At 42.2% G+C, this 16473-nt stretch carries 12 protein-coding genes; all 12 read right to left on the reverse strand.

Features of this window, described 5'->3' with window-relative positions; genetic code table 11:
• Positions 1-58: 58 nt before the first annotated feature.
• The gene (gene era / locus ACSAJE_RS07550) at positions 59-970 is read right to left on the reverse strand and encodes a GTPase Era (protein WP_458008721.1); all 912 of its coding nucleotides are present in this window, start codon (positions 968-970) and stop codon (positions 59-61) included.
• 37 nt (positions 971-1007) lie between these two features.
• The gene (locus ACSAJE_RS07555; protein WP_458008722.1) at positions 1008-3971 is read right to left on the reverse strand and encodes an insulinase family protein; all 2964 of its coding nucleotides are present in this window, start codon (positions 3969-3971) and stop codon (positions 1008-1010) included.
• A gap of 1 nt (position 3972) precedes the next feature.
• Positions 3973-5490 carry a rhamnulokinase gene (locus ACSAJE_RS07560; protein ID WP_458008723.1) on the reverse strand — a complete coding sequence of 506 codons (1518 nt, stop codon included), beginning with the start codon at positions 5488-5490 and terminating at the stop codon, positions 3973-3975.
• A 73-nt stretch (positions 5491-5563) separates the two neighbouring features.
• Positions 5564-7492: an EAL domain-containing protein gene (locus ACSAJE_RS07565; protein WP_458008724.1), complete on the reverse strand. Its 1929-nt coding sequence runs from the start codon at positions 7490-7492 to the stop codon at positions 5564-5566.
• Positions 7473-9419: an EAL domain-containing protein gene (locus ACSAJE_RS07570; RefSeq protein ID WP_458008725.1), complete on the reverse strand. Its 1947-nt coding sequence runs from the start codon at positions 9417-9419 to the stop codon at positions 7473-7475. The genes ACSAJE_RS07565 and ACSAJE_RS07570 overlap by 20 nt, the downstream gene beginning before the upstream one ends.
• A gap of 79 nt (positions 9420-9498) precedes the next feature.
• Positions 9499-11361 (reverse strand): sensor domain-containing diguanylate cyclase, encoded by a 1863-nt coding sequence (locus ACSAJE_RS07575; protein WP_458008726.1) that lies wholly within the window; start codon positions 11359-11361, stop codon positions 9499-9501.
• The gene (locus ACSAJE_RS07580) at positions 11345-11509 is read right to left on the reverse strand and encodes a hypothetical protein (RefSeq protein ID WP_458008727.1); all 165 of its coding nucleotides are present in this window, start codon (positions 11507-11509) and stop codon (positions 11345-11347) included. Before ACSAJE_RS07580 ends, ACSAJE_RS07575 begins: the two co-directional genes overlap by 17 nt.
• A gap of 133 nt (positions 11510-11642) precedes the next feature.
• Entirely contained in the window at positions 11643-12305 is a 663-nt protein-coding gene (locus ACSAJE_RS07585) for a hypothetical protein (protein WP_444156644.1), read from the reverse strand.
• Between the two features lie 20 nt (positions 12306-12325).
• Positions 12326-12955 (reverse strand): hypothetical protein, encoded by a 630-nt coding sequence (locus ACSAJE_RS07590; RefSeq protein ID WP_458008728.1) that lies wholly within the window; start codon positions 12953-12955, stop codon positions 12326-12328.
• Positions 12945-14162, reverse strand: coding sequence for an AAA family ATPase (locus ACSAJE_RS07595; protein ID WP_458008729.1), 1218 nt, complete (start codon positions 14160-14162; stop codon positions 12945-12947). Before ACSAJE_RS07595 ends, ACSAJE_RS07590 begins: the two co-directional genes overlap by 11 nt.
• Before the next feature lie 284 nt (positions 14163-14446).
• Entirely contained in the window at positions 14447-15220 is a 774-nt protein-coding gene (gene trpA / locus ACSAJE_RS07600; protein WP_458008730.1) for a tryptophan synthase subunit alpha, read from the reverse strand.
• Positions 15213-16397, reverse strand: a complete 1185-nt coding sequence (gene trpB / locus ACSAJE_RS07605; RefSeq protein WP_118507879.1) for a tryptophan synthase subunit beta — start codon at positions 16395-16397, stop codon at positions 15213-15215. Before trpB ends, trpA begins: the two co-directional genes overlap by 8 nt.
• Between the last annotated feature and the right edge of the window lie 76 nt (positions 16398-16473).

Raw genomic sequence — 16473 nt, forward strand, 5'->3', positions numbered from 1 at the left:
ACTTGCTAATAAGTCGAAAAAATCTCGTAATCACTCTTACATCGATCGAACTTTCTGCCTAAAGATCTTCGTAATCTGTCTTTCGATAGCCAAAATTTTTAATCAGGAAATCACTGTCTCGCCAATCTTTTTTGACTTTAACCCACAATTTTAGGTTCACTTTGCAGTCCAGCAAAGCTTCCATATCGGCACGCGCCTGTGATCCAATCTTTTTGAGCATGGCACCCTGTTTACCAATAATGATTCCCTTATGTGAATTGCGCTCGCATACGATCGTCGCATCGATATCAATAATACTGCCATTCGGACGCTCGTGCATCCGATCTATTGCAACGGCAATGCCATGTGGAATCTCATCGCTCAAATTGCGCAGTGCTTTCTCTCGGATCATTTCCGCAACAATCTGTCGCTCCGGCTGATCCGTAATCGTGTCCTCATCATAATATTGCGGCCCTGTGGGCAGATATTTCATCATTGCCTGCAACAGATCATCCGTATTTTCTCCTTTGAGCGCGGATACCGGAATAATTTCCGCAAAATCCACAATATCTTTGTATGCCGCAATGAATTTAAGAATTTCCGCTTTCTCAACGGTATCGATCTTATTAATGACCAAAAATACCGGCGTCTTTACGCTGCGCAACTGCTCGGCAATATGCTGCTCACCGGCACCAATAAACGTACTCGGCTCAACCAGCCACAGAATCACATCTACTTCTTTCAAAGTGCGTTCGGCAACGGACACCATGTATTCGCCCAGTTTATTTTTTGCCTTATGAATACCCGGTGTGTCCAAAAATACGATCTGCCCCTCATCGCACGTATAGACAGTCTGGATCCGATTGCGCGTTGTCTGTGGTTTGTTGGAGGTGATCGCGATTTTCTGTCCGATCAACCGATTCATCAATGTTGATTTTCCAACATTTGGTCTTCCGATCAAAGTAACAAACCCTGATTTATAATTGTTCATCTTGTCCTCTCTTTCTGTGGTAACAAGCAAAGCTCTCTTACTGCAATGGCTCTATGCTCTCAAACAGCTTCTCTTCCTCGGCAATTTTCTTCTCATTACCGATTACACAGATCACGCCATCACGGATCACTTCTCGCACAACGTCTGCTGTCTGTCGAATATCCTCTATATCGCAGTTAAGCACCTGATCACGCTGTTTCTGCATCATTTCTTCGGTCACATTGGTCAAATATGCAGACAAAGAACGTTTTCCCTTCATATATGGTGTGAGCGGTGTATCAATACCACTGATCGTACCGATGATCGTTTTGGTTACTTCACGCTCTTTCGCATCATACTGTTCCAAATACTCTGCTGCATGGCGATACACCTCTAACGTTGCTGACAGATTTGGATCGCGGTATGATGTGAAATATCCCTCCCGCTCCCTGTTAAAGCGGCATCCTACACCGTAAGCGCCACCTTTCACCCGGACTTGATTCCAGAGATAATCGTAATTTAGCAAGTGTCGCACTACCTGTAAAGCGCCGTTATTGACTTCTTTGACATTATCAAACTTGCCGGCGATCGCAACATACTGAATCTCTGCCGGTGTGGAAAACGCCTCCGAAACACGTTTTCGCTCACCACCAAATACAGACAAGACAGCGTTAGATGCTTTGCTATCCGCAGCTTGGAACGCATCAATGCGCTCTAAGAATGAACCGATCTCTTGCTCCAAAGCACGATACTCTTCTTCTCCACCCGTGATGGAGATCAACATATTATCTTTGCGAAGAAGCATATGCAGCAACTGTCTGCAGCCTGTGATCAATCGCTCCTTTTCTTCTTCAAAATGCTCATCTAACTGTACCAGATATTGATAATATCCCATACCAACCGCACGGTCGTTGACATAAGAACTCTCAGACACTGCTGCCATCGCTCTTCCCGCTGCCGCCTGATGTCCGCTCGCCATCAACTGCACTTTCAAACGGGAGCGGCTTTCTGCAACTACCTCACGAAGATGCTTTTCATCATCAAAAGAGGTATCAAATAACATCTCTTCGATCAGCCGCAGTGCATGCGCTAACTTGTCAGTAAGCACTTTTGTCGTTACGGAGAACTTCACACTATATACGTCACTCTTACCTGCCTCGCAGTATACTCCCACATCCGTGGAAATACCACCGGTATAAAAGTTGGTTTCCGTATCAAACTCGCGGTAATTGTGCTCTTTCGTATCCATATAACCTAACAATGTTGTCAAAAAGCTCATCTGCGGCATATAATCTTTGCACGCATCTGCATCAAACAACATTTGCAGATATACAATATTGTTGGTATGGATCTCGTGATGCAAGGTCTGCACACCATGCAATTCTTTCATCGTATTATGCAGTGGCTGAATCGTCTTTTTGATGTCCTCTCTGGACAACATTGGGATCATTTCAAGCACTTCCTTTGGAGATGGCTCTTCCTGATAACGTTTCAGCGCTTTCGTCTGCTCGATCAACTGTGTGATCTGCTCCTCATTTAGAGAATCTTTATATTCCTGCAGTTTTTGAGCTGTTTCCTGCTCTAAGCGAATGGAAAGTCCCGGCTCCGGAATCATCTCCACCCATACTGCATGCTCATTGTCTAACAGATACTTCTTGATCAGTTGCTCATAATATCCGGTTCCGATCTGCTCTCTCAAAAAGGTATAGCAGCCCTCATACTGCAAAGCATCATACGGCATCTCATCGTCATAGAGCCATGTACGAAGCAGCTTCATTCCATACAGCAGTCCCTTTGGATAAGAACCAAAATCCGCTTCTTTGTCTTTAAACTCCATACCGTTGATCGCCGCTTCCAAATCTTTGCGGTTGATCCCCTGATCTACCTGCTGCTGCAATGTTGCCCGTAGCACCTCTGCAAATTTATCACGCAGACCCGGTTTTGCGTTTTTGGTATAAACCGAAAAGGTACTTTGACGCATAATGTCGCAGAAATCCACGTCTACGTCTGTACCGATACCTGCATCCAATAATGCCTGCTTGAGAGGTGCGCCCGGCTGTTGTGCTAACACATAAGACAATACGTCGAACGCTTTGCACGTATTGACATCCAATGTAATGTCAAGCGCCGCACCATAAGCATAATAATGTTTCTCACTGCAATCTGCGTCCTGAGCCACTGCATATTTCTTTTCTAACACTTTGTGCTCAGCAAATGGCTTTTGCAGTGGGATCTGCGAATCGATCGTGATCGCCGGGAAATTGCTTAAGTAATTAGCGTCCATCCACTCTAAGCGCTCTGTGACATCCATATCTCCATAGAGATAGATATAGCTGTTGACCGGATGATAATACTGTCTATGAAAGTCCAGATAATCTTCATACGTCAGATTCGGAATGTCGCGCGGATCACCACCGGACTCATTGCCATACGTATTATCCGGGAATAAACTATTCATTACATAACGCTCTAACACGCTTTCTTCCGATGAAAATGCACCTTTCATCTCATTATATACAACACCATTATACGTAATGTCATCCTCCGGAGACTCTAATTCATAATGCCAGCCTTCCTGCTTAAAAATTTCCTCATGCTCGTATATATTTGGATAAAATACGGCGTCCATATATACATGCATCAGATTCTGAAAATCTTTGTCGTTGCAGCTTGCAATCGGATATAATGTCTTGTCCGGATAGGTCACGGCATTTAGGAATGTATTGAGCGAGCCCTTTACCAACTCTACAAAAGGGTCTTTGGCCGGGAAATGCTTGGATCCGCACAATACCGTATGCTCAATGATATGTGGAACGCCGGTCGAATCCTTTGGCGGTGTACGAAAACCAATACTGAATACTTTATTGTCATCCTCATTGCTGAATACCAAAATTCGCGCGCCACTCAAATTATGTTTTAACACCAACGCAAAACTGTCAAGCTCTTTCACGTACTCTGCCTTCTGTAAAGTATACGCTTTCGGAATCTTAAAATCTTCTACTGTCTTTAATCTTGTCTCCATTCTAGTCCTCCATTAATTGTTCAAATTTGCCATATGCTTCCTGCCAAGCTTCCTGCTCCTGTGGCAAATACGTTTTCGTATCAAACGACGCTGCCAGTATATCACATTTTTGCTGTGCCGTGTCATAACAGCCGAGTGCCTTAAACTGTGCCATGACATTGCCAACGGCTGTGGCTTCGCTCGCCCCGGTAATTACCGGAATGCCAAGTGCATTTGCTGTATATTGATTTAACAACTCGTTCTGCACGCCACCGCCTACAATATATAACTTTTCTTCCCACGTAATATATGGTTTCAGGGACAAATACGTCTGCTTGTATTTAAGTGCCAGGCTCTCCAAAATGCAGCGAACCAAGGCACCATCCGTCTGCGGTACCGGCTGTCCGGTCTGCTTACAGTATTCCCGAATCTTAGTCGGATAGTCTCCCGGCTGCATAAAATCATCCGGTCTTATAAAGCTTTGCAACGGCTTCTCCTTGGCCGCAAGTTCTGCCAGCTGCGGAAATGTATACTCTCTGCCTTCTGCCGTGAAATTACGTCTGATCTCCTGCTGCATCCACAAGCCGATAATATTTACCGTTGGACGATAACCGCCATCGCTCGTTCCCTCATTGGAGATCTTGTCGCGTATAATGTTATCCCCTGTAAGCATCGTCTTCGAGGAAATACCCATCAAAGACCATGTGCCGCTGGACAAAAATGTATACTGTTCTTCCTCTGCCGGAACCGCCGCCACCGCACACGCAGTATCGTGTCCCGGTGCGGATATAATATGCAGATCCTGCTGTTTTGTCTCTTTCGCAACATCTGTACGCAGAGTTCCCAGATCCCGCCCTGCAAGATCCACCTCTGTAAACCAGCCCGGATCAAACTGCAGTTTGTCGAGCAATGGCTTTGCCCAGCATTTTTGCTCCATATTATAGAGCTGTGATGTCGAGGCAATTGAATATTCCGTATGTTTCACACCGGAAAATAAATATTCGATCAGGTTCGGCATCATTAGGATCGTGTCCGTCTGTTCTAAGATGGAAGGCATGTGCTTCTTCATATAATATAATTTATAAATCGTATTATATGCCAAACTGGCAATTCCGGTCTGTCCAAATGCATATTTTTCGCCATCCAAAACAGCCGCTTCCAGCGCACCGATCGTTGACTCTCCGGTCTGTCCATTTGGATGCAGTGCGATCAGTGCCTCCCTCATATTGGCGTCATCCAGTCCCGGATCGCGGTAACTGCCCGGCATAGCAAGCAGATCTCCTTCCCGCGACAAAAAGCCACAATCCACGCCCCAAGTGTCAAAGCCGACACCGGACAGATCTTTGCCGCTTTTACGCAGTCCATTCTTCATCTCATCCATTAAATGCAGTAAATTCCAGTAGGCATGACCGTTTAACATGCTGAAATTATGCGGAAAACGGTGGACCTCCTCCAAGGTGATCTTCTCACCGTCAAACCGTGCCAGCATACCACGCCCGCTACTTGCCCCAAGATCAAACGCCAATACATTTTTTGTCATATTTTCTGTCCTCCATGATCATAACTCTTCATCCATAGGATAACACTATCAAAGTTCTATCTGCATCAACCGTCTATACATGATTAAACTCACGTACATACTTTACAAATTCATGCTCCGGTAACGGTTTTGAATAATAATATCCCTGTAAATAATCCCCCTGCAGCCGCCTAAATATTTCAATATGTTCTTCCGTCTCAATTCCCTCTGCAATAACTTTCTTACCCTCATTTTTGATAACCGGCATCAGATCATCCAAAAACTGATTGCCGCCTTCGCCATAAGACCATACCAGACTTTTATCAATCTTTACATAGTCGATTGGCAGCTCCAAAATACTCAAAAGAGTAGAACAGCCTGTTCCGAAATCATCTAATGCCACCTGCATGCCAAACTTACGAAGCCTGTCTAACGTACGCTCTACCGCCTGAGGATCCTGAAATTCACTCTCTGTAATCTCCAAATGGATCCGTTCCACCGGAATGTCATATTCTGCAGCGATCTTAACAAAATCCTCTGTCAACCGCTCGTACTGACATTGTCCCGGCGAAATATTAACATTCATATATTCGATCCCATAATCAAAAATATGATTTTGACTGGCAAAAATACAGGCACGCCGGAAGATCAGCTCACCCAATTTCAAAATACAGTGATTCTCTTCCGCAACATGAATGAAATATTCCGGATTGATAAAGTTGCCTTCCTGATCTTTCATTCTGCTAAGCACCTCCAGCGAAGTGATCTTATCCTGTTCCAATGAATATACCGGCTGCATATGAATTTCCATTCTTTGATCTAAGATTGCTTCTTCAATATAACGCAGCACTTCTCTCTGTCGTTCGGTTTCTGTCATAATATCATAACGCAGAGTGATCAACTCTCCCTGTTTATGATGCGACTTGTGATCAGACCTTGCATAGTGGATCCATTGCACTAATTTTTCAAAAGACGTATCATCGCCTTCATATGCCAACAAATAGTAGCAATAGTTCGTTTTGATCACTTCATCCTCAATCTCCCACCGTTTTGGCAGATAGGATAAAAAGAGTTCATGCAGACGCTTGATCTGCTCTTTGTCTCGACAATGGACTGCAAAGGTCGAGGCACCAATGCGATACACCGTTGCCTCCCGCTTTGTCCCTGTATCACGCAGTATTTCAGATATATTACTTCTTACCTGAGCCAGATTCTCATACTGATGTATACGCAGCAAAGAATTGTATTCGTTAATACGAACCAGCAAAAAATTGGCCGGCTCCCGGTATTGTACGCATTCCCGCAATATGTCAAAAAAGGCTGTCTGGTTAAATGCCCAAGTCAAACGATCCATGTAGTAATCCGGACTCTGGAACAACAAAAAATACGCGAAGATGATAGCTGCCAAGATGGGATACACAAAGCGGCAGCAAAAGATTCCAATGTGCTGCAGCCCAATTGCTCCAACAAACACTATATTACAGAGCAAAAAGAAGCCTTTCTTCTGCTTGCCCATCTTTTTTTCATGCAAGAGCAGATAGATCATGGCACTCACCACATACACTACCGTGATTCCTTCGGTAATACCGGAAACCGAAATCCCATGAAAAACATACTTTCCATTGCTCCAAGAATTACTCTGTAAAAATGGAAGTACAAAGCAAACCGCAGCAAGCACCACCATCAAAATGCTCATTGAAAATATATGCTTATCATGATAGTTCGTCAAATACGCTAAACTCAAGAAATACAGTACGTATACTGCGATCAACAGATAATAAATACTGCCATCTAACGCATTGCATAAACGTTGTGTATGTACACTGCATGTTATCATTCCGCTATTGATCATACCACAGAGCCCATCAATAAGATTTCCGACGATCAACAGACATACATTACATAAAAACAGATTGTTGGAACGCGTGCACAGTCTCTTTTTGCCGACAATACAGCACAAAAGCAAGATCATTAACAACGAAGCTCCGATCTCATAATGCACATTATAAGGTATCATTTTCATAATGTACATCCCCTCCTCTCCGTCTGAGCCAGTCAATCAACTCATCTTCTTGCATATACGGAGTCATCGACTCACCCTGCACGCCTGTCACGCCCATCTCCCGAAACGTACCAAGCGGCATACTGTAATCTACGCCATCCAGAAAAATCTGCCAATTCTGTCTACGCAGCATATGTACCAGATGTTTTAGCTCCATCTGACGATCCTGCATAAAACGTTTTGTCATGTTTTGATGAAACTTCGCCATGTCAAACGGCAGCGCTAACATATCTTTAAGGTTGCACACATTCATACCGAATTGATCCAACAATACAACGAACCCCTTATCGCGCAAATACTGAATATTTTCGTTCAGAATATTTTCCGGCAACGCCTGATCGACATTAATCTCAATAACTAACTGCTCCGGACGTATCTGATGAAACAGCAATATATCGCAATACTGTTCGATCATTTCCTGTGAACTGATCTGCATCGTTGTCATACTAATATGAAGATGCCTGATACCCTGTTCAAAAATATAATGTTTCACAGCAAAGCCTATCACCCGCTCCAAGCAGTACAATGTAATTCGATTGCCATTGCCATTTTTCTCGGCAAGTCTCCATATATCACTTTCTTCCAAATAGACTCCGTCCGGCATAGTAAGCATAACCTTGGTTGCAAGTCCGGCAACCTCTCCTGCCTCCGTGTCATAAATCGGCTGAAATCGGAATAAAAACTCATCTCCGTTTGTCATCTCGTTCAATCTGCTGACGGCTGACAATTCTCTCTGTAATAAAATCTTAATATCACCCTCGTAACGAAGTACCTCCTCTGAAATAGACCGTTCTAATATCACATGCCGCAGTCCTTCCATGATCCGATAAAAATCACCGGCATTATACTCCGCATCGATGAACTGTATCATATAAAGCCCGTAGCTGACCGGAATATTTTGTCCGTTGATCCGAAGTACCTTCGGCATACTCTGCAGCAAATAACGACCTGCTTCCCACGCCTTACTATACGTTTTGAACACTACAACATACTCGGAATTATGGAATTTATACACACCACGTGCTTTCGTTGTGCTTTGCAAATAGGAAGCAATACGATTATGAACTATCGACAACTCTTGCTCTGAACACATATTCATCATACTGGACAGATTACGGATATTAACCGATACACAAGCAAAATTATCCTGATATCTTTCGTACTCTTCAACAACTTTCCGAAAGCCGATACGGGAAAAACAGCGCATATTCTGTTCCAAATGCTGATCCGACATATGCATTGTAACATAGTACACAATAACGAGCAGTGACAAAATAAAGTAAGTAAGTCTCCAGCGCATAGGTGTCATATATTGAAAATACATCGTTACCATAATGATCGGAACAGTCCATGTAAGAATAAGAAGCTGCTCTTTTGCAATCTTATGACGATATCGATAGAGGAAATATGCATCAGCCAGCATAAGTATTTCTGCACAGATCAATAACACTACCATGCCATAATGAATCTGGTATTGTCCTTTATGTAACCCATTATATTCAAAAAAGAAATGTGTCCATGGATTAGACAATAACGCAATATCAACCAACAGGTCAAACACTAAAAACACTGCACTGATGCCTTGATAAAATACATTGGCACATCCGAGCGTATTTAGTGTGTATTTATAAAACAACAGGCAAACCTGATATAGGCTAAGATTTACCACAGTGGCAACTACAGTTGCCATAAATAGAGCATTGCTGCCTACAACATATACACACGAACGTCCTATAAGATCCACGATCACCGTACAGATCGTCATGATCACCAGTAAATTAAACGTTCGGTTTCTCTTGATATCTAGCCATTTGTGATACGTATAGGACACCAAAATAAGTGCCAGTATCACGATCGACATCACCTCATAAGAAATTACATAATCCATCTTATTCTCCCATGCCCCTCATCGTCCGGAAACTCCGGACAATGAGTCGCTACATTTCCATCATCTCTATCCTCATATATTAATTATCATCCTTCGGCGAATAGATATGATACTGATCTTTTCCGTTCGCTTTGGAATAATACAGAGCACAATCGGCTTGTGTATATAACTCCGTAAAGCTATCTCCCATATCCGGTGCATACGCTACTCCAATACTGCTCGTGATCGATACACTGGCTGCATTGTCCGTATAAGTACGACGGTTGCCGGCACAGATTTCCTGTGCTTTCTTGCCGATAAACTCTAATAGTCCCTGCTCATCAAATGCCTGATAGGATACGCATACTGCAAACTCATCGCCGCCGAGTCTGCCAATGCAATCCTGATTCGCAAATACTTTATTAAGACATTGCGCTGTCTCTACGATCGCCTGATCTCCATAAATATGACCAAGCGTATCGTTAACATTCTTGAAATTATCCAAGTCGACCATATAGAAAATAACGTATTTATCGCCTCGGTTTTTGAGCATTAAAGAAACACGTTTTTCCATTGTCTTCTTATTGAGAACACCTGTCAACATGTCATTCTCAGCCCGCTGAACAAGCTCTTTCTCTTCGCTTAATTCCTCATCAACATTGACGATTTTACCGACGAACGATTCATTAGCGCCAAACTCATTACGTTCCAGTATACCGACAATACGATACCATCTGTAATTTCCTTTGATGTTACGGATACGTACTTCTGTATTAAATTTCGTATCCTCTCCCTCCCAAAAGCTGCTCATGCGACCTCTCAGAGAATAATCATCCTCATGGATCCAATCATATATATCATACACGGCTTCTCCGGAAAGTTTGCCGATCTCTGTTCCAATGATGCTCTTAACATCACCATAAAACTCCATTTTGTGTGGACGAAATGTCACCTGGAACGATACACTCTGATCACACTGCTCTAAAATGTTATGTCGCTCGTTTTCTGTGCGAAGCTTAATATTGCGTACCATTATGTATGCAGACATAGCAAGAAATATCAAGATAAAGATCACAGATATGACGGTTAACACTATTGTACCCGTGCTAACCACACCGACCGTTGAGCCAAAGCTGTCCATCGGCATCGTCGTAACAGCGTACCAATTGTTGACACTAAGCGGTACGTACTGCGCCGAATATTTGACTCCGGCATGCTGATAGTCTACTGATGCGATCAACTGATTCTCCATGCGTTCCTCTAATTCATCCACCGAACTGACACCATCTAACACCTGACAGCTGTTCAAGTATGAGAAATGATTGCCACCACGATTTTTCAACATGGATTCATAGTCGTTATCTCCAAGCACATAATCGCCTAATCCGTTGACAATACAGAGTGCACCGTCTCCTTTGTAATCCGCTTCATTCAAGACAGTCTTAATTTCCTGTGTCAAAATCCCTGCTGTAATCGTCATAACTGTCTTGCCGTTCTTTTGAACCGGTGCATAAAAGCGCAATACTTCCTTATCGTCCGTATCGACCTCTATCGACGGCGCTGCAACATTTTTTCCTTGCATCAGCGTATCATAAAAGGGCTTGTCCTTAAGATTGTCTACCTCATAATTTGCCCCACAGATCTTCTTTCCTTCGTTGTTTAACAGGCATATTCTGCTAAATTCATTCTGTCCTACCAGAACTGTATGCAGATCATCAGGATCTGTGCTGCGAAGTTGCGCGATACAGTCTGCCATTGTATTGAGCAATTCCACTCTGTTCGTTAAATAAGAGTCAATATATTTGCCATAGACAAATGCGTTCATGCCCATGTTCTGCTCTGATAAGTTGCGCCGCACATTAACCACTTCACCGGCGATCTGAACGCCTGTAACAATTGACAAAATTAATGAGATAACCAGCACAGCAATGTAAACCCATTCCAATTTAATATGTTTTTTCATATGCTACCGTATAGCTCCTCTCGTGTTTTGCCACCCAAGTATATACATCCCCACATATATACACATTCTTTGTTACAGCTTCGACTTTACAAAGCTGCACATAATTATTTACAGTATACTCTTTTTCTGCGGTTTTGCCAATATGCATTGCGAGCCCCGCCAAAGGAAAAAAGTTGCACGATATCTGCCGTATTACGGACCCACGCAAAGAAAAAGGTTTCACAACGCTTGCCGCATCATGAAACCTTTGTATCACACTATATGTGGTTATGTCTCGCATCTCAGTCAATGTCTGCCCCCGACCTTTTCCATTCATCATAATAAATATCTATATACGGACTATGGTTTGGTTTATCTTCATTCCACAATTCCTGAAATATCTGCACCCTGTCGTTTTTCCAGGAAACTTCGTAATCCGCTGGTCCAAATTTGTATTCCCTGACCTGCTTCAAAGTATTGTATCCTGTTTGGACATAAATAATGTTATGTTGCTTGCTTTCCTCTGGATTTGAACCAGAAACATACACTTCCTGTATACATAATACCCAATTCCCACCTGGCTCTTGCTGTTCATAACGGTAGAAATCACCAAAACCATCATATGTTCCATCATTGTCCATGCTTTCCAGCCAGATTACAAAAGAAGTCCCTACAGCCACATGCAGGACAAACAACAATGCAAATAAAACAACGGTTCGTATTTTCTTTTTCCAAAAAATAAAGAAAACAACAGGCATAAGGATAAAAAATATATACGCCCATAAATATACGCCAGACAAGTAGGTAACATGTTTGCCATAAAAACACTCTGTAAGTTTATTATAATGAACAACCTGCCGTTTCTGACTGACCCAAAAATAAAGACAGTCAAAAGCAAATAGAAACAGAACAAAACTATATGCACCCAAACAGCCTATTTTCTTAATCCTGCCATTTTTTTCCAAATCTTTTTATCCTCCTTATACTACTCTATTTGTTCATTAATCTCCTCAATCCACCCACTGTCATCACTCTCAAACAGCTTTATGAACTTTCCAAAATTACTGCTACCAGTAACAGAATCATCTGAATCCAACTTTCTCACTCGCTGACTCATATTTTTATAATTCTCCGCAGTAACATGTTCCATAACTTCCCGAATCTGGTCTGCTCTTCCTTTGTAATTTTCTACTCCGGTATATTCCTTTATCAACGGAGCATTTACTGGTTTTGCTGGAGATTTCAGATTTTCATCGGTCCAATGCTTAGATATAATCTGCATCGTACATGGATTACCAAATATAATCACTTCATTCGCTGCACTATCCACACCATGAAACTCATTAATTTTACGTTTAATGTCCTTATATTGCTCGTGAGGTTTCTTTTCCGTATCACAGAACACAAGCACAAGTTCATCTGCTCCATTTTGATATCGGTCCTGATACCTCGCTGGGATATTACCATTTCCACCAGCATTTGCCAGTGAAATATCATATTGCTCATTCCATACTTTTAAAATTTTTAATCGTTTTAGATATTCAAATTCCTCATTGCCTTCACAGATAATGCAGATTTTGTGATTATCCAAAAACTTAGGGAGTTTATTTGGCATCGGCATCATCCCCCTTTACATTACCTTTAATACTAAGCAAAGAGTTAATCAATTCAGGATCAGGTAAAGCACCAAGTGCACCTTTTCTATATTTTTCCATAACATCCGTCGTATCCCTCACTCCCTGCTGCGCAGTAAAATCAGCAAGTGAATATACATATACACCTTCCTCATCTTTATGCACAAACCAAATCTGCTCCTTCCGGAACATTCTCTTGCAGTCCATGAGATTTATATCATGAACTGTAAATATCATCTGTGCACTTGTATTTAATTCATTATTAAACATCGCAACAATCGCCCTTGTAAGCTTAAAATGAATACTGCTATCCAACTCATCCACCACTAATATTCTGCCCTGTTCAAGTGCTTCAATTACATAACTGGCAATAGCTGCAATCTTCTTTGTTCCTGTGGAATCAAACATCATACTTGGTACATGAACACCTTTATATGTGGAAACTAACCTAATCTGATCCATAATATTCTCCGGAATATCAAGCACTTTCTCATCTGGCTTTTCATCCCCTTCTCCCGTTTTCAGTTGTATCTTATCCATATCCACATACTCATAGTTATCCATATACAGGTCTGCATTTTTTATAAACTCAACAACCTTTTGCTGTAACTGATTCTTATTTTTCATGAGTTCAATTGTGTGTTGCATAGGTATGTTATTCATATTGATGACATCAATTTTTTCTGCAAATCCGACAAGAATCTGCTTCATCTCGTTGACATGTTCAAATTTACTTGTATCTACTACATAGCATAGCAAATTATTCTTCGATACAACTGAAATCATATTCTGAACAGATTCATCAATACACTCATATATTTCACTAACAGTATCTTTTTTCAACCAACAAACTTCCTTTTCGTTGTTGTACTGATCTTTAAATATCTCCGAAAATGACTCATATATATATTCTTCTTTTTCAGCATCATACTTAAAATCATAAGAAAACTTTCTTCCAGATGCCATAAATGTAACGCCTAACTCGCATACATCACTATCAGTAAATATATTTGGCATCAGTCCATTCTTCTTATTTAAAAGTACATTACTTATTGCCCTAATGCACTTAATTAGACATGTTTTACCAGCATTGTTTGGTCCATATATTCCTACCGTTTTAAGGACATTAAAATTATTCTCTTTGTGAACATTTGCTCCAAATTTTTTATTACGCATATCTGCTTTCATTGAAAATGTAATATCATCCTCAAATGCGTAACAGTTTTTTGCTCTTACCTCTATAATCATGGCTCATTCCTCCAAGTCACTTTTCCTATTTACTTATCATTATTATATCATAAATCATTTTTTGTGCAACTTTTTTTCATAAAAAATATTTTTTTTGCGAATTTAACGATATATCATATAGCAAAAAAGCAGCCTTTCGATTTTCTGCAAGCACAAAAACGGGAAACCCCATTTTATAAGGTTCCCCAGACTTACGGATACTATTCAAACTCGATCAGACACGATTACTCTGCCAGACCTCCGACCATTTCCGATACATATTCATAAATCTTTGGCCCTGCCTGTTCTCCGTATTGTGCCACAATGCGAACAATCGCACTGCCGACAATGGCTCCATCTGCAATCTGTGTATACTGATGAACCTGCTCCGGCTTATTAATACCGAAACCTACTGCTGTTGGCACATCTGTCACCTGACGGATCATATCAACGATCTGTCCTACATCGGTCGTGATCGTGTCACGCACACCGGTTACTCCGAGCGAAGATACTACATAGATGAATCCTTCTGCCTCTTTGGCGATCATCTGAATACGCTCCTGTGAGGTCGGTGCGATCAGAGAGATCAACTTCAAGTCATATTTTTCGGTAAATTCCTGCAGTTCGCCTTTTTCTTCAAAAGGCATATCCGGAATGATCAATCCATCGATTCCTATTTCTGCACATCTCTTGCAAAAACGGTCATATCCATATTTATACAGCGAATTTGCATATGCCATAAATGCTAACGGGATCTGTGTCTTTTTCCGAAGTTTTGCTACCATATCAAAGATCTTATCTGTCGTGCATCCTGCGCTCAACGCACGAAGATTGGCTTCCTGTATAACCGGGCCCTCTGCGATCGGGTCCGAAAATGGAATTCCGATCTCTACAAGTGCTGCACCCGCTTTTTCCATTTCCAAAATAAACTCCTCGGTCTTGTCCAGACTGGGATCTCCTGCTGTAATAAATCCAATAAATGCTTTTTTGTTATCAAATGCGTTTTGTATTCTATTCATGTAAATCAATCCCCCTATATCTGGCAATTGCTGCTACGTCTTTGTCTCCGCGGCCGGACAGGCAGCAGATAATGATCTGATCTTTGCTCATCGTCGGTGCGATCTTCATCAGGTGTGCTACCGCATGCGAACTCTCGATCGCTGCGATAATGCCCTCTTCTTTGGCAATGTACTCAAAGGCATTCACGGCTTCTTCATCAGTTACCGGAACATATTCCGCTCTTCCAATGTCTTTGAGATATGCATGTTCCGGCCCCACACCCGGATAATCAAGACCGGCTGAGATTGAATATACCGGCGCGATCTGTCCAAATTCATCCTGGCAGAAGTAGGATTTCATACCATGGAAGATTCCCTCGGTTCCGGTTGCCATCGTCGCAGCGGTCCGATCCGTATCAACACCGAGCCCGGCAGCTTCACAACCAATCAAACGTACCGATTCATCACCGATAAATTCATAGAACATACCCATGGAATTACTTCCACCACCAACGCATGCCATAACGACATCCGGCAGTTTTCCTTCTTTTTCCAATATCTGTGCTCTCGCTTCCTTACTGATCACGCTCTGGAAATCACGCACGATCGTTGGAAACGGATGCGGTCCCATAACCGAGCCAAGCACATACAGGGTGTCATCCACACGGCTGACCCACTCTCTCATACATTCATTAACGGCATCCTTAAGCGTCATCGTGCCACTCTCTACCGGATGCACTTTGGCACCCAACAGTTCCATACGATATACATTCAATGCCTGACGGATCGTATCTTCTTTACCCATAAAGATCTCACAATCCAGATCTAACAATGCTGCCGCCGTTGCTGCTGCCACGCCATGCTGCCCGGCTCCCGTCTCTGCGATAATACGTGTCTTGCCCATCTTCTTAGCAAGCAGCGCCTGGCCGAGCACGTTGTTGATCTTATGAGATCCTGTATGATTCAAATCTTCACGCTTAAAATATATTTTGGCACCGCCCAGATCTCTCGTCATCTTTTCTGCATAATAAAGAAGTGACGGTCTGCCTGCATATTCCCGAAGGAGCGTATCCAGCTCTTCGACAAACTCCGGATCGTTTTTGTAATGCTCATATGCCTCTTCCAAATGGTGAATCTCATTCATCAGCGTCTCGGGAATATACTGCCCGCCATGCTGTCCAAATCTTCCTTTACTCATTGTAATCCTCCTAAATCGTAACTAATTATACGTTTCGTTCACTCGTACCGCCTAAATCGTAACTAATTGTTCGTTT

This window comes from Jutongia sp. SJQ-6 (assembly GCF_054161275.1).